This is a genomic window from Kribbella sp. NPDC055110 (assembly GCF_053607525.1).
This window is the reverse complement of the sequence record NZ_JBSGTS010000002.1, coordinates 22835-40517: the sequence shown is the minus strand read 5'-3', so window position 1 is coordinate 40517 and position 17683 is coordinate 22835. Positions and strand designations below refer to the sequence as shown.

Here is a 17683-nt window from a genome sequence, read left to right as displayed (position 1 = left end):
GACATGTCCATCCTCAGGGTTGGGTACTGGATTCCTCCAACGAATTACTCCTATTAGTCTTATTGCGTCACGTAATAGGAGGTCTATCGATGTACGACCCGGACCAGCTGCGCACGTTCCTGGCGGTGGCGCAGTCGCTCAGCTTTACCCAGGCAGCCGAGCGGCTGGGCATCCGGCAGCCGACGGTGAGCCAACATGTCCGCAAACTCGAGACGGCGGTCGGGCGGCCGCTGTTCGTCCGTGACACCCGCACTGTCACGCTGACCGCGGACGGCGAGGCGATGGCCGGTTTCGCCCGGACCATCCTGGCCGCACACGAGGAGGCCGCCGGGTACTTCACCGGCTCGGAGCTGCGCGGCCGGCTGCGGTTCGGCGTGACCGACGACCTGGCGCTGACGCCGCTGCCGAAGATCCTCCGCGACTTCCGCCAGCTGTACCCGCGGATCGACCTGGAGCTGACCGTGGCCCAGAGCCCCAATCTGCTCCGCCGGGTCGAGTCCGGCCACCTGGATCTGGCCTACGTGAAGCACGGCACCGGCGGCGGCTACGAGCCCAACGGCCGCCTGGTACGACGGGACCCGATGGTGTGGGCGGGGATCTCGGGGACCCGGATCGCGCCCGACGGGCCGGTGCCGCTGGTCGCGTACCAGGCGCCGTCGCTGAGCCGGTCGCTCGGTGTGCAGTCGCTCGAGCAGGCCGGTCGCACGTGCCGGATCACGTGCATCGTCCGCGGCGTCAACGGCGTACTCGCCGCTGTCCGCGCCGGCCTCGGGATCGCGATCTTCGCCCGCTCCCTGATGCCCGCCGACCTCGTCGAGCCGCCGCCGAGCGCCGGCCTGCCCGACCTCCCCTCCATCGACCTCGTCCTTATCACGAACCCACGCGCCGCGAAGGAGCCCGCAGAGGCGTTGACGGCCGCCATCCTCGGCAGCAACGCCCCACTCAAGCCGGATGCGGCCTAGATGAGTGCGTCGCCGCGGAGGACGAGGGAGATGACGCTGACCGCGGCGATGGCGATGGTGACGAGGAACGGCGCGTTGCGCCACAGGAGGATCGTGGCGAGGAGGGCGGCGACGACGGCGAGGGCGATCCAGCCGATGGTCCCGATCGCTCCGGGGGGCGCGATGACCAGGAGACCCGTTGCCGTCGCCAACGGGAGCGGTGCGATCAGGCGGGCGTAGCGGCCGAGGCGTTGCGGCCAGCCGCGGACGCCGGTGGCCAGGTCGTCGGCCAGATCGGGTACGACGTTCGCCAGATGCGCACCGATCCCCAGCAGGGCACCCGCCGCGGTCGCCCACCACGGGGCCCAGACGTGCGCGGTGCCGAGCGTCACGAACGAGGGCAATCCGCCGAACGCGACGGCGTACGGGAGCCAGGAGATCACGGTCGACTTGAGTCCCAGGTTGTACGCCCAGGCGCAGGCGACGAAGAGCAGGTGAACCAGCCCGGCCGCGAATCCGTTGGCAAGAGAGACCGGAATCGTGACGACCAGCATGATGCCGGCACCGACCGCGAGCGTCCGGCGACTCACCAGTCCACGTACCACCGGCTTGTCCTGTCGGTTCACAATGGTGTCGCGGGCGGCATCTATCGCGTCATTGCTCCAGCCGATCGAGAGGTGGCCGGTGAGGATCGTTGCTGCGACGAGGAGACACCCGGCCGGACTTCGCCCGGCCGACCACGCGACAGCGGTGACCAGCGCGGTCACGGCCACGGTCGGGCCCGGATGGCACGCGAGAGCCAGACCTTTGCCAGTCACGACGACGGTCCTCACCGACGTAACGATGCCACGATGACGCGGATCGCAGCGGTCCGGCCCGCGCTCCCGCCGTACCGCTATCCGCAGTCCGAGCTGACCTCCGCGTTCGAGTCGATCTGTCTCCCGGACGGCCGCGGTACGGCGTTACTTCGCCGGCTGCACGCGAACGCGGGCGTGTCGTACCGGCATCTCGCGCTGCCGCTGGAGCGGTACGCCGTACTCAAGGACTTCGGTGAGGCGAACGACGCGTGGATCGCGACGGCCGTCGACCTCGGGGCCGAGGCGGTCGCGGGCGCGGTGAAGGACGCGGGGCTGACGCTCGACGATGTCGACGTACTGATGTTCACGACAGTGACCGGGGTGGCGGCGCCGTCGATCGATGCGCGGGTGGCGATGCGGTTGGGGATGCGGGAGGACGTGAAGCGGCTGCCGCTGTTCGGGTTGGGGTGTGTCGGGGGAGCGGCCGGGATTGCGCGGCTGCATGACTACTTGACGGCTTGGCCCACGCACGTCGCCGTGCTGCTCTCGGTGGAGTTGTGCTCGTTGACGTTGCAGCGGGACGACGCGTCCCTGCCGAACCTGGTGGGCGGCGCGTTGTTCGGGGACGGCGCGGCGGCGGTGGTGCTGACGGGGTCGGAGCACCCGCTTGCGTCCGGGCCTTCGGTGGTGGCGACGCGTTCGCGGCTGTACCCGGACTCGGAGCGGGTGATGGGGTGGGACATCGGGTCGGGCGGCTTCCGGATCGTGCTCGGGGCCGACGTACCGGAGGTGGTGCGTCAGTACCTGGGCGGGGACGTGCGCGGGTTCCTCGGTGAACACGGGCTGACCATTCCGGAGATCGGGACGTGGGTGAGTCATCCGGGCGGGCCGAAGGTGCTGGAGGCGGTGGCGGAGACGTTGTCGTTGCGACCCGGGGCGCTGGAGCTGACGTGGAAATCGCTCGATGCGGTCGGCAACCTGTCGTCGTCCTCGGTGCTGCACGTGCTCGGTGACACGCTCAGGCTGGATCCTTCGGGTATGGGTCTGCTGCTCGCGATGGGCCCGGGTTTCTGTTCCGAGCTCGTCCTCTTGGAGTGGTGATGACGGAATCGTTGTGGTGGTACGTCGCACTCGTCGTACTGGTCGGGCTCGAACGGGTCGCCGAGCTGGCCGTGTCGCTGCGGAACGCGAAATGGAGTTTCGCCCACGGCGGCGTGGAATTCGGGAAGGGGCACTACCCCTTCATGGTCGTGCTGCACACCGGGCTGCTGGCCGGGTGCGTGGTCGAGGCGATCGTGTCCGGCCGGCCGTTCGATCCGAAGGTCGGGTGGGCGGCGCTGGCGGTCGTGGTGACGATGCAGGCGCTGCGCTGGTGGTGCATCTCGGTGCTCGGGTATCAGTGGAACACCCGGGTGATCGTCGTACCGGGGCTCGGCCGGGTCACCCGTGGGCCCTATCGCTTCTTGCGGCACCCGAACTACCTCGCCGTCATCGGTGAGGGGATCTCGCTGCCGCTGGTGCATTCGGCCTACATCACCGCGATCGTGTTCATGTTCCTCAACGTCCCGTTGCTGGCGGTCCGGATCCGGACGGAAGAGACCGCGTTGGGCACCGTGCTCACTCGATGATCGACCTGCTCGTCGCCGGTGCGGGGCCGGCGGGTGCCGCCACTGCGATCCGCGCTGCGCTCGCCGGATTGTCGGTCGTTGTGGTCGAGCCGCGCTCGGCTCCGATCGACAAAGCTTGCGGGGAAGGCATCGCCCACAGCGCCGTCTCCTATCTCGAGCGGTTGGGCGTGGAACTCTCCGGCCGTCCGTTCCACGGAATCCGCTACCTCGATGCAAGTCATAGCGTCGACGCCCGCTTCACTGCCGGACCAGGTCTCGGAGTACGTCGTACGGCGCTGCAGGCCGCTCTGATGTCCCGGCTAGCAGCGCTAGATATTCCGGTCCTTCGCGCCCAGGTCGGCCCCATCACGCAGAACACCACGTCCGTCACCGCAGCCGGCGTCACGGCCCGCTACCTGGCCGCCGCCGACGGCCTCCACTCACCCATCCGCCGCCAACTAGGGCTCACCGCTCCAACCTCCCGCCTTTCTCTTTCTTCTCCCGCGCCGCACGGCGTCGCAGGCGGCGTGCGGCGCGGGCTCCGCCAGCACTTCGCCGTCTCGCCCTGGACCGACCTCGTCGAGGTCTACTGGTCTCGTCTGGGGGAGGCCTACGTGACTCCCGTCGCCGACGACCTCGTGGGGGTCGCCGTTCTCACCTCCGCGCGCGGCACCTTCGACTCACACCTCGACGCGTTCCCGCTGCTCAAGCGCCGGTTGCGTGGGGCAACCGCAGCAAGTGCGGTGATGGGCGCCGGACCACTCCGCCAACGCGTAAGCGCCCGTACCGCCGGCCGGGTCCTGCTCGTCGGCGACGCCGCCGGGTACGTCGACGCGCTGACTGGCGAAGGCATCGCGGTCGCGTTGCGTACCTCCGCCGAACTGGTCGACTGCGTCCGCGCCGACCGCCCTGAGGACTACGAGGCAGCCTGGCGCCGTGTCTCCTGGGAATGCCGCCTGCTCACCGGTTCGTTGCTGTGGGCCCGCAACCGTCGGCTGCTGGCGCCGCGGATCGTCCCCGCCGCAGCCGCGCTCCCGGGCGTTTACCGCACCATCGTGAACCGGTTGTCCTAGGCAAGTGGTTCGGTGCCAAGTGGTTCGGTCCAGGAAATGCCGTAAGGCCCGGCGATCGCTCAGACAACCGCCGGGCCCAACGGGTGGCCCGAGCTTCCTGGTGAAAAGCTCGGACCCGCAGCCTTTCCGGCTCCCTGGTGAAGAGTCGGACCTGCTGACAAGGAAGACTCTGTCAGGCGGATGTTGCCCAACAGTTGCCGGAATGTGAAGCCTTGTTACATACGGCTGTGGCGTACATCTCAGTGTTCGGTGCGGACGGCAGCTATTTGCAGCTGCAACGCCAACCGTTCCCGTGGATCGGACAGATCGAGCTGCGTGATCTCCCCGATCCGCTTCATCCGGTGCCGCAACGTATTCGTGTGCAGGTGCAGTTCCCGCGCCGCGCGCTGCGGTTGCCCCGGAAAGTTCAGCCAGGCTTGCAACGTTTCCACGTATCCGGTGTCGTGCTCGATATCGTGCCGCAGCAACGTCGCGAGCGGACCATCCATCTTGGTGGTATCAAGCGACGTGACTGCCCGGTGCACCGTCAGTACGTGCCACGCCTCTTCGACTCGCAACGCCGGCCCCGGCGCGACACCCCGCCGTACCAGCCCCAGCAGCTCGACCGCCTCGGCGCGTGAGCTCGGCAGATCGGCCGGACCGCGGGCGGGACCCCCGGCAGCGGCATACGTACCAGTGGGCTGCTCCAGGACGAGCTTCTGCAACCAGTTCCATGACCCTGGCCCGTCGGTGTCTGTAACAACAGCCAGCACCGTCCCGTCGAGGTCAGCCAGCTGCGGCTCGCTCCAGCCGTGCCGGCGGCCGGTCGACTCCCACAGGTCGAGCTGCTGCGGTACGTCGTACCCGTCGGGCGACCCGAGCGCCACAACCCGCCACGGCTGCCGCGGGAGCCGTACGTCGACCGGGTTGTCCGGGGAGAACTGCCGCAGGATCGTCCGCAGCCGGTCGATCGCACTCCGCCGCGCCACGTCGGCCTGAGCCCGCAGCCGCAACAGGTGCAGGGCAAGAACGGAGGCGGCGTTGCTGAGCTCCGCCGTGACCGCATCACTCACCGGACCGTCGACAACGGCCCAGATGGACCCCAGCCACTCACCACCAGCCCGAACCGGTACGACGAGACGCGGGCGGATGCCGTTCGGTCCGTCAGGTACCAGGAACGGCTCGCTGGATCGGGCCAGCCGTCGGAAGATGCCCCGGGCCCGGAAGTGTGCGATCACCTCGGGCGGCACCCGGCGTCCGACGATCGTCGACACACGGGTCGGGTCGGTGAAGTCCTGGCCGGAGGAGTACGCCAGGACCCTGGACTGGTTGTCCTCGATCGTCACAGGTGCGTCGACGATCGCAGCGGCAGCGTCAGCCAGTGCGAACAGCTCCTGGTGCACACCGGCGTCGCCAGCGGCAGGGGAGTCCGGTGCGGCGGCACGGTCGAGTACACCGCGGAGCAGCCAGACCACGTGCGCCCACGTCACGCTCGGCTGCAGTGCAACGAGGGTCATGGCCTCCCGCTCCGCTGCAGCCGCCACGGTCGGCTCGTGCGCTAGCGCCGTACGGAGGACCACCCCTGAGGCGTTGCCGGCGGCGCAGCGCTCCACCAGCTCCACGGCGTCCTCTGCGTCGCGTAGACCGAGTCCGAGCACCAGGTCGCCCGGCTGACCCGTCGCAGGCTCCTGCGGGTCGGCCAGGAAGACGTCCCGGACCTCACGGTCGCCCTTGCCGGGCACCACGACCTCGAACAGCGCCGGCCCGACGGCGACGATCAGATCGGACGACGAAATCATGCGTCCAGTGTGCAGGTTATTGTGCGATGAGCACAGTCATTAGTCCCGGCAATGGTGTGATCGCACCATGACAGCCGCTGGCAGCGGCCCCACCATCGATACATGACCACAGCTGGTTCCACTCATATCGTCCCCGAGCGCGTCGCCGTCGTCGGCGCGGGCATGGTCGGCCTGGCCACCGCCTGGTTCCTCCAGGAGGCCGGCGTCGAGGTGACAGTGCTCGACCGTGAGGGCGTCGCCGCCGGAGCGTCCTGGGGCAACGCCGGCTGGCTGACCCCCGGCCTCGCCACTCCGCTCCCGGAACCAGCGGTCCTCAAGTACGGCGTCCGTGCGGTGCTGAGCCCTGCCTCACCGGTGTACGTTCCGCCGACCGCGAGCCCGCGGCTCCTCAAGTTCCTCACCCGCTTCGCTCGCAACAGCACCGCCGGACGCTGGAAGACCGCCATGGACGCGCTCGTCCCGATCAACCGGCAGGCCCTGCCCGCGTTCGACTTCCTGGCCAAGGCCGGTGTCGAGGCGCAGACCTACGAGGCCAAGTCGTTCCTGGCCGCCTACCGGACCGCCGAGGAGCGCAAGGTGCTGCTCGAGGAGATCGAGCAGATCCACGCCGCCGGCCAGGGCATCGAGTTCGAGGCGATCAGCGGTGACGACGCCCGCGAGATCGAGCCGTCGCTGTCCGACGAGATCGGCGCGGCGATCCGGTTGCACGGGCAGCGGTTCATCAACCCGGGCGAGTACGTCCAGCTGCTTGCCGACTCGGTGATCGCCCGCGGCGGCCAGATCATCAGCGGCGTCGTCGTGAAGGACATCGTCGACGAGATCCGCGGCGTCCGGCTCGTCACCGGCGACGGCGAGACCGATCCGTTCGACGCGGTCGTGATGGCGACCGGTGCGTGGCTCGGCGACCTGGCGCGGCAGTTCGGTGTCAAGACCGTCGTACAGGCCGGTCGCGGGTACAGCTTCAGCGTCCCGATCGCGCACGTACCGGCCGGGCCCGTGTACTTCCCGGCGCAGCGGATCGCCTGCACGCCGCTGGGCGACCGTCTCCGGGTCGCCGGGATGATGGAGTTCCGCAAGCCCGAGGCGAAACTCGACCCGCGCCGCATCGACGCGATCGTCGAGGCCGCCCGGCCGCTGCTGCGCGACGCCGACCTGGACGCGCGGACCTTCGAGTGGGTCGGGCCGCGGCCCTGCACCCCGGACGGTCTGCCGATCATCGGCGCCACCTCGTCGCCGCGGGTGTTCGCCGCCGGCGGTCACGGTATGTGGGGCATCACGCTCGGCCCGATCACCGGCCAGCTGCTGGCCGAGACCATCACCACCGGCCGCGCGCCGGCGGAACTGCGTCCCTTCAATCCACTGCGCTGACCTTCGGCTGGAGGGGCCCCAACGACGTGGTCCCTCCTTCTCGCTGACCGTCTCTTCGAGCAGCCCCCTCGGTGACCCTCCCCGGGCAGCACCTCACCTGCCCGCACCTCCTCAAGGCCACCCTGTTTGCCGCTCCGGTCAGCAATGAGAGCGGGCCCTGGCGACTTTCTCCTGCCCAGGGCCCGCTCTTTCTGTCGGTGGGCTGTGCCAGGTTCGCGCCACACACGAGCCAGGTCCGCGACACCGAAATCGCCCGCCTGGAGGCTCTCGGCGCCCAGCGAGTGAACGTCGGCCAACCCGACGACCCCACCTGGACAGTCCTCGCCGACCCAGAAGGCAACGAGTTCTGCGTCCTCAGCTCCCGCGACTTCTGAGCGCCACATACAGCTAGCGAGATCCCGAGACTCCGTCAGAGTCACGAGATCTCGCCAAATAGTTCGTTCAGTGCGTGTGCGGCTCGGCGCCGTGTTCGGCTTCGTGGGCGGCGATCTGGGCCTTGACCTCTTCCATGTCGACCGCGCGCAGCTGGCCGATCAGGTCCTCCAGGCTCGCTGCCGGGAGTGCACCGGCCTGCGAGTACAGGACGACGCCGTCGCGGACCGCCATCAGGGTCGGGATGGACCGGATCTGGAAGGCCTGTGCGAGCTCGCCCTGCGCCTCGGTGTCGACCTTGCCGAAGGTGATGTCACCGTGCTGATCGGACGACTTCTCGAACACCGGCCCGAACATCTTGCACGGACCACACCACTCGGCCCAGAAATCCACCAGAACGAGACCGTCGCTACCGACCACCTCGTTGAAGTTCTCCTGGGTCAGCTCGACCGTTGCCACTACGACCTCCGAAAGTAGATGAGTACGCCGTAGTCAACACCGATCGGCAGCCGAGTTGTTCCCGCATTCCCGGGCAGGTACGCCGGCCGATCTCGTACGCCGTACGACCTGACCGGAATGCGGAGTCTCGTCTGTGACCTGGGCCACGTTGTCAGATGGGCATGTCCACGAACGGTGACGCGTAGTCCTGGACCTCGTCGAGGATCGACGCGGCGGCCTCCGGCGTGAGATCGGCTCGCTCGCGCTCCGCGACGATCATCTGCTGCAGCAGCCGGGTCTCACCCGCAGTAGCGAGGCCGGTGATCTCGGGATGGCCGTTCAGCAGCCAGGCGGTCGCGGCGGTGATGTAGCGCTGCTCGTCGAACGGCCGGTACCAGGTGTCGTACGACTTCTGCTCGCCTTCCTGCCAGTTCCGCCGGGCGATCATCTTGATCGTCATCAGCGCCGCGTCCGACGCCTTGACGGCGGCCACGAGGGCTGCGTAGTCATCGGCGTACTGCGGGTCTGTTGACAGCTTGTAGTTCAGCGGCGTCAGCACACTGTCGAAGTCGAACCGACGTAGCCCCTCGGTGTGCACCGACGGTGCCTGCGCCGTGTGGCCGGTGATGCCGATCGCGCGGACCATGCCCTCGTCCTTGGCCCGGATCGCAGCTTCGAGCGAACCGCCCTTGCCGGTGACGAGATCGAGGTTCTCCAGGTCGCACACGGCGTGCATCTGGATCAGGTCGACGTGGTCGGTCTGCAACCTTTCGAGCGACCTGTTGATCTCGCTCCAGGCCTCCTCGAACGTCCGGCGGCCGGTCTTGGTGGCGAGGAAGATGCGGTCCCGGATCTCCGGCATCCGGGGTCCGAGGCGCAGCTCGGCGTCGCCGTAGTCGGCGGCCACGTCGAAGTGATTGAGGCCGGCGTCGAGAGCTTCCTGGATCGACGCGTCAGCGCGGTCCTGGTCGACACCACCGAGCGAGGCGGCGCCATAGATCAGCACCGAGCTCTGGTGGCCGAGTCTGCCCAGTCGGCGAGTTTCCATCCTGGTCCTCCGGGGGTAGCAGGGGTCACTCCGACCTTATGCCCGGAAGCCCTCTCGGCATGTGGTTGTCCACAGCCGATCTTGACCCCCTCGCCACGGGAGAGTTTTTCCACAGGCGGACCATCTGATCGGTTACTATGAGTGATCAGTGGTGCGTTCTTTTACCATGCTGTTCGCACGGATCTTCGAATCTGTCCGCGGCGTGTGGCATGGTGTGCGCTGCCCGGCCGACCCGAGCGGGCATGAGAGAGGAGCTATGACGACGGTACCGAAGGTGTCACGCTTGGCCGGTAATCGAGACGCCGAGGGTGACACTGCCCGCGAGTGGGGTAACAGTATGGCAGCGGGGAGCGATGAACCATCCGGATCCTGGGCTCAGGCCTCCCGGAGTGCGGTCGCTTGCCGTATTCTCCCGGCTACTGTCCGCGTAACTGCTGTCTGAGGGGCGGGTAGGGATGAGTTGGTGGCGAACGTTGCTGAATCTGCCGCCAAAAGGTGAGCACTGGTCGGACCAGCGCAGGACAGATCAGCGCCGGAAGAAGGCGGGCAAAGGACGCCCGCAGAGCACCGCGCCGGAGTGGTGGGCCCACCCCGGCGGGCCGGTGTCACCTACCCCTCGCCAGGCGCAGGGCGTAGCCGCGCAGTACTCCGCTCCGCAGGGCAAGGCGCCGCAGAACCCGGCACCACCGCCCGGTGGCGTGATGGCGCCGCCGCGTCGTCCTGGGACGCGTCCTCCGGAGGAACAGCAGCAAGACCCGGGGCATCGCACACCCGAACGCTTGAAACAGCGTTCGCCCCACGGCGCACACGCGGCGCCGGGGCCGGTGCGCGAGGTGCTGGAGCCCGGACCGACGCCGTGGTCGACCGAACGGGAGTCCTCTTTCTCCACGTGGGCCAGGCGGTTCTTCCGCGGCCTCGTGGTCGTCGTACTGCTGCTGGCTGCGATCAGCGGCATCCGCTCCTGGATCGCACCGAACAAGACACCTGAGACGGTCGTCAGCGGCCAGAGCAGCTTCCCGTCCGCGGAGGCGAGCGCGGTCGCGACGCGGTACGCCATGGCGTACCTGACGTGGGACGAGAGCAACCCGGACGCCCGTCCCGCGCAGACCGGACTGGACCTCGCCGCCGGTCTGGACAGCCGCTCGGGCTGGAACGGTCGCGGCAAGCAGACCGCCGACGTCGCGTACCCGGGGGAGGTCAAGGCCGACTCCAACGGCATCACAGCTGTGGTGGACGTCCGGGTCCGCGTCTACACGTTCACCAAGCAGGGCAAGAACTGGGCCGCCGGCCCGATCACCTGGCAGCGCATCTCGGTCCCGGTCGCGCGGACCGCAGCGCGCGTGGTGGTCAGCGGGCCGCCGACGTTCGTGCCGGACGAGCGCGCGCCGCTGCCGAGCAACATGCCGGACGCCGGCAAGCCCGACGACGACCTGACCACGGCGACCGAGAAGGACGCGGAGGCGTTCTTCGCCGCGTACGCCGAGTCCGACAACAAGGTGTCCGCGGTGACCGCGCCCGGCTCGACCATCCGCAGCCTGAACGGGGCGGTGAAGTTCGGCGAACTCAAGGACTGGCAGGTGTACACCGGCAACGACGACGAGCGGCGGGCGACCGCGGCCGTCACCTGGAACGGCGTAGGTGACACCGCGCTGGACCAGACGTACACGCTCACGCTGAGGCGTACTGTCGCCACGGACGGAGCACAGCGATGGCAAGTGGCTGCCGTCGGATGAATCCAGCTACTGGCCATCGGATGACCGAGGCAACAAGGGAGACACCGCAATGACGACTCACGAACTGGCTGCGAGCGTGCTTCAGCTTGCCGTGCCCATGGCCGACCCCAATGTGCCGACGGGCGCGGACTTCAAGGACTGGGTCCTGGTCATCGCGGGGAACATCTTCATCGCGATCCTCGTGTTGCGGGCCATCGGCCACTACTTCAAGCGCGAGTGGGGCGAGCTGTTCGGCCACATCGCGGCCGGGGTCCTGGTGGGTGGGCTGATCTACGCCAACAACCAGACCATCAACGTGCTCAAGGGCTTCTGGGGATTGCTGTCCGGAGGTAATTGATGCGAGTCGGCCGCACCCTGACCCACCACTTCGAGATCGAGACCCGGCAGTACGACCTGCTCGGGATCGACCTCGGTGAAGGCGCCCGGCGCCGGATGATCATCTTCGGAGCAGTGATCATCCTGCTCTGGGTCGCGTTGCTGTTCCCGTTCATCGGCGTACCGAAGAAACCCACGGTCAGCCTGTACGTCGTGCCGCCGTTCGTGATCACCGCGTTCGGCTGGCGCCCCGGCAAGTTCCACGAACGTCGCCGGCGGGTGACCGAGTGGGCGCTCGCCGTCCGGTACGCGTTGCGGGCGCACCGCCCGATCATCGGCCTGGGCGCGCGCGCCGCCGACAAGACGGAGTACCTGCCCTGGCGGGAGCGCGTCTCGGCCCGGAAGGTGGCCGACCTGGCCAAGGCTCGGGTCACGCCGGAGTGGGAACGCGAGGTCGTGGTCGAGGTCGACCCGATGGTCCGCGCGGGCGCGGACATCACCGTCAACCAGCGGGCCCGCCTGCTGGGTTCGGATCATGTGCAACGGGTGAGTCGCAGGACATCGTCAGGAAGAGGCCTGAATGAAGATCGCTGACAAGCTCCTGAACCTGGTGGGGGTCGGTCGCGAGCGCGGCCTGCCGCCACCGCGTCTGGTGGCCATCGCCGACGGTCTGCTGGTGACCGAGCGCAGCGCCGAGGCGTGGTTCCTGATCTCGGTGGCGAACACCGACCTGGCGACCGAGGCCGAGCAGGACGCGGCCCTCGACGCCGCGGTCAGTGCCGCCGCGACGACTCTTGGCGACCGGCTCAGCCACCTGAAGGTGGTGTGGGGCCGCTCGACCGGTCAGGACTACATCGACTCGGTGGCCGGCCACTACCGGCTCGGCGACCACGAGGCGTGGGCGCAGACCCGAGCGGACCGGATCGACGAGATGCGGATGCCGGAGCGGTACGTCGCACTCGGCGTACACCTGTCCGACCGCGACCCGCGGGCGACCGCGCAGGTCCGCGGCTCGATCAGCGACGCCCTCGGTACGACGTCCTGGCGGGTCAGCTCCCGCGAGCTCGCGCACCTGGACGAGCGGGTGCGCAAGCTCGCTCGTCAGCTCGGCTCGACCGTCTGGCGGGCCCACACCGCGCCCGCCGAGGTGATCTCCTGGCTGATCAGCCGTGAGATGCACCGTGGTGCGGTCGCGGCGCCGCGCCGCGGTCTGATCACCGGTGCGTCGCTGGCCCGGCTGACGTCCGGGCGCGTGGTGCCCTACACCGACCATCTGCGTATCTACGACACCCGCGGCCAGATCGCGGCGTACACGACTGTCCTCGCGATGACCGACTTCCCCGAGGAGCTCGAGACCCCGGGCGCGGGGGAGTGGCTGCGGACCCTGTCGGAGATCAAGGCGATCGACGACGACGGTGACGAGATCGACGTCACCGTCGAGGCCTCGGTCCGGTTCCGCGTACTGACGAAGAAGACCGCGCGCAACCTGGTCGACGAGACCCGGAAGAGCGCGAAGGAGCAGCGCCGCTCGGCCGCGAAGGGTACCGCGGAGGAGACTGCCGACGAGATCGTCGAGACCGAGCGCGTCATGCGTGAGGTCAAGCGCGACATCAACCGCAGCGGTCTGACCCTGGTCGAGGACCACCCACGACTGCTGGTCAGTGCAGACACCCGTGAGGACCTCGAGGCGTACGTCGACGCGGTCATCGCGCACTACGCGGACCGGGGCATCACCGTTGCCGCGGGCGCGGACGAGCAGCGCGACCTGTGGCTGGAGTCCTTGCCGGGCGACCAGCTGCGCGTGCCGGACCTCGGTCACGTACGTGAGTCGACCGCGTTCTTCGGGTCCTGGTTCTGGGGCGGTGCCTCGATCGGTGACGCCACCGGCCCGGCCATCGGGTACCTGACCGGCTCCACACCCGGTCTGGTGCGTTTCGACGCCGCAGCTGGTTCCGCACTGGGTGACGCAACCACGACACTGTTCCTCGGACGGTCCGGTCGAGGGAAGACGACTGCCGCCATGCTGGGCGGTCTGGACTCCGCGTTCGCCGGAGCGTGGGTGCCGCTGCTTGACCTGAAGGGCGATGCTGCAGGCGTCTCCGCAGTCGCTGCGGAGTACGGCGTACCCACTGCTGTCATTGAAATCACGGCGCAGTTCTCCGGCGCTGCAGACCTGCTGCGGGTGCTGCCCGTCGACGACGCGCTACTGCAGGCGCCGTCACAGCTCATGCTGCTCCTGCCGCCTCACCTGCGTGGTGCGGCCGAGGCACCGGTCATGGCAGCCACCCGCGCCGAGATCCAGTCACCCGATCCGTCGTCGTGGGGCGTCATCCAGCGGCTCTGCGCCTCCGACTCCGAGACAGTGCGGACTGTCGGCTTCGCGCTCCGCGACCTGGTCGAGACAGGTCTCGGCTCCGTCGTAGCCGGCCCGCCGTCCGGTCTCTCCTCCCTGACCACGAACCCAGGCCTCTGGGTCGTCCAGATGCCTGGCCTGACCCTGCCGTCCCCCGAATCGGCCCCCGAGTCCTGGTCCCCGATCGAACGCGTCGGCATGGCCTGCCTCCGCGGCTGCCTCGCCTGGATGGTCCGTACGACGGGCCGCCGCGAGTTCCGCGGTCGCTCGAAGGTCGTCATCGTCCCCGAAGTGCACCTGCTGACGAAGACGCCCGACGGCGCCTCCTTCCTGGACTACATCGCCCGTGTCGGCCGCGCCCTGGGCGCCTCCCTCGTCCTCGACACCCAGGACCCGGCCTCGATCCTGAAGCTCCCCGGCCTCGTCGAACAGATCACCACCCTGTTCGCCTTCAGCCTCCGCTCCCGCGAACAGGTCGACTCCCTGCTGGAGCTCCTCGGCCGCCCGCAAACCGCGCCGTACCAAACCCTGGTCCGCGGCATCAACACCGCCGCCAACGGCAAATCCATCCGCCACGGCCACTGCATCATGCGCGACCGCTGGGACGAAGTAGCCACAGTCCAAATCGACATCCCCAGCCAACAGGTCGCCGCCCTCCTCCGAACCACCCCCGAATCCGAACACGCCACAACCGCCGCCACCCCAACCCCAGCCCTCGCCGCCCCCGAAGACCCCTTCGCCGACGACGAGGACCCAACCCTCGAACCAGCCCTAGCGCAGGCCGCCCAGCGCCCCCAGGACACAACCCCCCAGCCCCAAACCTCGGCGCAACCTCAACCCCAGGCAACCCCGGCATCAACCAACCCCGCCTCAACCCCGCCCGAGCCAACCTCAGCCCCACCCCGGCCCGCGCCGGCACCGGCTCACAACGCGTCTGTCCCGGCCCAGGCCGCCTCAACCCGGGCTCAGAACGCGTCGGCACCAACTCAACCCGCGTCGGCCCCGGCTCAAGCCTTGGCACCGTCCCAGGCCGCCTCAACACCGGCTAACACCACCTCAGCATCGGCTCAGCCCCCGGCCTCCGAGCACCAGCCCCCCGCCCCGGCCGCGCCGCCCCCCGCACCGAACTCGCCGTACGCCACCCAGCCCACCACCCCTGCCGCCGACCACCAGCCGTCCGCAGCCGCCAACGGGCAATCACAAACCAACCCGCCACACCCGACCCCACCACCCAACGCGGCCCCGGAGCCCTCACCAGCCCCAGCCGCACAGGCAACCTCCGCCGTAGCCCAACAGAACGGCCACCCCCCAACCCCGTCCTCCAGCGAAGACCGCCACCACGCCCTCCGCTACGAGTCCCCAATAGGCCCCGACGAGGTCTACGACCAAGAAGCCGACGAGGCCGCCTACAACGAAGCGATGTACCCCGCCCACAACGGCTCCGACCAACCCACCAACACCCCCACCGGCAAGGAGCACGTCGCATGAGATGGCAGCGCCGCACCCGAACGGCGCTCACCATCCTCGCCATCTCGCTGATCATCACTTCACAGGTCGCGCTCGCCGCAGACCCGAAGCAGCCGACGACGCCCACCGGATTTGCCGATCTGCTTCCGGCGCCGGACCTGACGCACGGTGACACGAGGACGCTGTTCGAGCAGTACAACCCGATGGCGTTCAGCCTCGACTACGAAGGCAGCTTGCGAGATCCCCTTCGCCCGATCTTCAACTCATTCGCCCAGTTGTTGATGCTGTTCGTCGTCGCGGCGACGCGCGCCGGGATCTCGGTTGGCTGGTGGCTGTTCTCATTCACGGACATCCATCCGCTGATGAATGCGACCGCTGGCGCGATCGGCGGGATCAGCAGCCAGCTCACAGGATGGCTACTGCCGTCGGCGCTGGCCTTTGGAGCGGTCGCGGCCTATGTTCATCGGAGGTCTAGCGGAACTGCATTTGGGCAGTTGGTCTGGGTCTTCGCCGCGGGCGTACTCGCAGTCAGTCTGGCGTTCGGCGCTACGAGCTGGCTGAAGGGTATCGATGGTGCACGTCAGGTCGGGGCCCAGACTGTGATGGGCGCATCGGACCAGGTTCTCGGCAAGCCGATGAAGACTCCCATTGAACTTCCTGAGCCGGCATTCCCTGGGTCGGCCCGGGACACCATGCTGCGCAAATCCGGAGATGCTGCGTGGCGAGGCTTCGCTGCGACCCCTTGGTGCATCGCGGAATTCGGATCCATTGAGGCATGTAAGCGATACGGCAAGGGCATGCTTGATATCGGGGTTGATCCCGATAAACGCCTCGACTACATCAATAATCAAGTTGCCAAAAGTGAAGGCAGCGACGATGCGGCGACCGTCAAGTGGGCGAAGGGTGAGAATCCCTTCGGTAGAGTCGGCGTTCTCCTCGTTGCGTCGGTCGCAGCTGGAATGTTCACGTTCCTGACAATCGGTCTGGCCACAACTGCACTGATGGCGTTTGTCGGATGTCTCCTCCTGCTCGTGGTCGGCGTCATCTTCGCTTGCCTGTTCATCATCCCAGGTCGATCGCGACAATGGGGGATGAACTGGCTCGAGTCGTTACTCGGACTCGTCCTGCAATCAGTCGCTGCAATGCTGGTCTTTGGAATTGCCCTGTCGCTGCTTACAGCAGTGTTCACTTTGAGCGAGAGCCTCGGATGGTTGCCAGTTACTTGTCTGGCGTTGGTCGTACTAGTCGCGGCGTTCCGACTGCGGAAACTGCTTGAGAGCATGACCACAATGATGCGACCGGGGATCGGCAGCATGATGATGGGCTCGTACGCGCGACGGGGCGCGGTTCAGGCCGTCAGGCGTGTGGTGACTGCTCTGCGTAGCCGCGGCACGGCGCCCACTCCCGAGCGGCCGAAGTCGAGCGGCCGCACCTCCGGCGATGCACCAGCGGACGAACGCGCCAAGAGTAATCGCAACTACCGCACGATGCCGCCGGTCGGTACCCGTCTGCCAACAGCAGACGGCGATGAGCGTGTCTCGTCCGGTGGCGATCAGAAGTCTGAGGTCGGCCGCTCCAGAATAGGCGGATCTCGTCGGCGCCCGGATTCGATCCGGTCCGCTCCAGGCCGACCGGGCGTTGCCGTGGCAGTCCCGGCAGGCGGGGCGGCGAACTCAGCCAAATCGGGCAAGCGGGAGGACGCAAGCTCGGGACGCCGGACCAAGGACACGGTCTACCAAGGCGGATCGACCGACCACAGCAAGCCGGCCACGAGCACAGGACGTACGTCCAGCGAGCTCAGCTCGGGCCGCCACGTGAAACCGTCGACGACCGCAGCTCAGCTGAGAAATGGTGGGTACGAGCCGAGACGTGTAGTGACACATTCGGCCAGCCTGCGCGAAGGGCCTCCGAAGCCGGGCCGAGTCTCCCGGAAGGTGTCGACGTCCACGAGTCGGGCCTTCCGCGAATATTCGGCGGCCCGCGGAAGCGGCCCGACGGGCCGACGTGTGAGTGGGCGGTGAGCAACAGTGGCGTTGCGTGGCAATCGCGACAACAAGCCGTCCTCCGATGAGTCATGGGACGTTGTGGGCACCCCGAACGAATCGCAGCCCGGAGGATCGCGACGAGAGCGCCGCCGAGAGGACGCTGCCAGGCAACGTGCCATGCTGCGCGACCGGCGGCGTAGCGAACCGGCGAGTCCAGTTGGTGTAATCGCTGTCATCGTTCTTCTGGCTGTTGTCGTTCTTGGAGTTGGAGGAGGCTTGCCACGCCTGTTCGGCAGCAAAGGCGAGCAGGGACCTGCGGGGCTGCTGACGCCTGGTGATGGAGCGACTGGCGCAACGGGGGCTGGAGAGACAACTCTTCCGGAGACCGCCGCGAGCACCAGCCCGAGC

General features: G+C 68.2%; 15 protein-coding genes. 11 read left to right on the top strand and 4 right to left on the bottom strand.

The annotated features are described in order from the left end of the window. The first annotated feature begins 89 nt into the window (after positions 1-89). Positions 90-962 carry a LysR family transcriptional regulator gene (locus tag ACWF0M_RS03145; protein ID WP_452233948.1) on the top strand — a complete coding sequence of 291 codons (873 nt, stop codon included), beginning with the start codon at positions 90-92 and terminating at the stop codon, positions 960-962. On the opposite strand, the gene ACWF0M_RS03140 is transcribed toward ACWF0M_RS03145, so the two are convergent. After that, a complete protein-coding gene (locus ACWF0M_RS03140) occupies positions 959-1759 on the bottom strand; it encodes a UbiA family prenyltransferase (protein ID WP_452233947.1) in 801 nt (266 codons plus the stop codon). The two genes, ACWF0M_RS03145 and ACWF0M_RS03140, sit on opposite strands and share 4 nt — an antisense overlap. Positions 1760-1792: 33 nt before the next feature. Here ACWF0M_RS03140 and ACWF0M_RS03135 point away from each other — a divergent pair, with 33 nt between their 5' ends. The 3 genes from ACWF0M_RS03135 to ACWF0M_RS03125 are packed head-to-tail and all read left to right on the top strand — an operon-like array spanning position 1793 to position 4418. Next, positions 1793-2839: a type III polyketide synthase gene (locus ACWF0M_RS03135; RefSeq protein WP_452233946.1), complete on the top strand. Its 1047-nt coding sequence runs from the start codon at positions 1793-1795 to the stop codon at positions 2837-2839. Further along, positions 2839-3366, top strand: coding sequence for an isoprenylcysteine carboxyl methyltransferase family protein (locus ACWF0M_RS03130; protein ID WP_452233945.1), 528 nt, complete (start codon positions 2839-2841; stop codon positions 3364-3366). The genes ACWF0M_RS03135 and ACWF0M_RS03130 overlap by 1 nt, the downstream gene beginning before the upstream one ends. Continuing rightward, complete coding sequence (locus ACWF0M_RS03125) at positions 3363-4418, top strand: NAD(P)/FAD-dependent oxidoreductase (RefSeq protein WP_452233944.1); 1056 nt, start codon at positions 3363-3365, stop codon at positions 4416-4418. The genes ACWF0M_RS03130 and ACWF0M_RS03125 overlap by 4 nt, the downstream gene beginning before the upstream one ends. A 239-nt stretch (positions 4419-4657) precedes the next feature. Here the strand turns inward: ACWF0M_RS03125 and ACWF0M_RS03120 are convergent, their stop codons facing one another. Further along, positions 4658-6196 (bottom strand): helix-turn-helix domain-containing protein, encoded by a 1539-nt coding sequence (locus tag ACWF0M_RS03120; RefSeq protein WP_452233943.1) that lies wholly within the window; start codon positions 6194-6196, stop codon positions 4658-4660. Positions 6197-6298: 102 nt separating this feature from the next. Between ACWF0M_RS03120 and ACWF0M_RS03115 the strand changes: the two genes are divergently transcribed. Both ACWF0M_RS03115 and ACWF0M_RS03110 read left to right on the top strand, forming a co-directional pair. Continuing rightward, positions 6299-7564: an NAD(P)/FAD-dependent oxidoreductase gene (locus ACWF0M_RS03115; protein WP_452233942.1), complete on the top strand. Its 1266-nt coding sequence runs from the start codon at positions 6299-6301 to the stop codon at positions 7562-7564. Positions 7565-7761: 197 nt separating this feature from the next. Beyond that, the gene (locus ACWF0M_RS03110) at positions 7762-7938 is read left to right on the top strand and encodes a VOC family protein (RefSeq protein ID WP_452233941.1); all 177 of its coding nucleotides are present in this window, start codon (positions 7762-7764) and stop codon (positions 7936-7938) included. Positions 7939-8005: 67 nt separating this feature from the next. Here ACWF0M_RS03110 and trxA read toward each other — a convergent pair whose 3' ends face one another. Both trxA and ACWF0M_RS03100 read right to left on the bottom strand, forming a co-directional pair. Next, entirely contained in the window at positions 8006-8395 is a 390-nt protein-coding gene (gene trxA, locus ACWF0M_RS03105) for a thioredoxin (RefSeq protein WP_452233940.1), read from the bottom strand. A 151-nt stretch (positions 8396-8546) separates the two neighbouring features. Next, positions 8547-9422: an aldo/keto reductase gene (locus tag ACWF0M_RS03100; RefSeq protein ID WP_452233939.1), complete on the bottom strand. Its 876-nt coding sequence runs from the start codon at positions 9420-9422 to the stop codon at positions 8547-8549. Between the two features lie 455 nt (positions 9423-9877). Between ACWF0M_RS03100 and ACWF0M_RS03095 the strand changes: the two genes are divergently transcribed. The 5 genes from ACWF0M_RS03095 to ACWF0M_RS03075 are packed head-to-tail and all read left to right on the top strand — an operon-like array spanning position 9878 to position 17311. Beyond that, positions 9878-11155, top strand: a complete 1278-nt coding sequence (locus tag ACWF0M_RS03095; RefSeq protein WP_452233938.1) for a conjugal transfer protein — start codon at positions 9878-9880, stop codon at positions 11153-11155. A 49-nt stretch (positions 11156-11204) separates the two neighbouring features. Beyond that, positions 11205-11492 (top strand): hypothetical protein, encoded by a 288-nt coding sequence (locus ACWF0M_RS03090; protein WP_130380595.1) that lies wholly within the window; start codon positions 11205-11207, stop codon positions 11490-11492. Further along, a complete protein-coding gene (locus ACWF0M_RS03085; protein WP_452233937.1) occupies positions 11492-12064 on the top strand; it encodes a hypothetical protein in 573 nt (190 codons plus the stop codon). The genes ACWF0M_RS03090 and ACWF0M_RS03085 overlap by 1 nt, the downstream gene beginning before the upstream one ends. Beyond that, complete coding sequence (locus ACWF0M_RS03080; RefSeq protein ID WP_452233936.1) at positions 12051-15311, top strand: ATP-binding protein; 3261 nt, start codon at positions 12051-12053, stop codon at positions 15309-15311. Before ACWF0M_RS03085 ends, ACWF0M_RS03080 begins: the two co-directional genes overlap by 14 nt. After that, the gene (locus ACWF0M_RS03075; RefSeq protein ID WP_452233935.1) at positions 15308-17311 is read left to right on the top strand and encodes a type IV secretion system protein; all 2004 of its coding nucleotides are present in this window, start codon (positions 15308-15310) and stop codon (positions 17309-17311) included. Before ACWF0M_RS03080 ends, ACWF0M_RS03075 begins: the two co-directional genes overlap by 4 nt. Positions 17312-17683 lie beyond the last annotated feature (372 nt).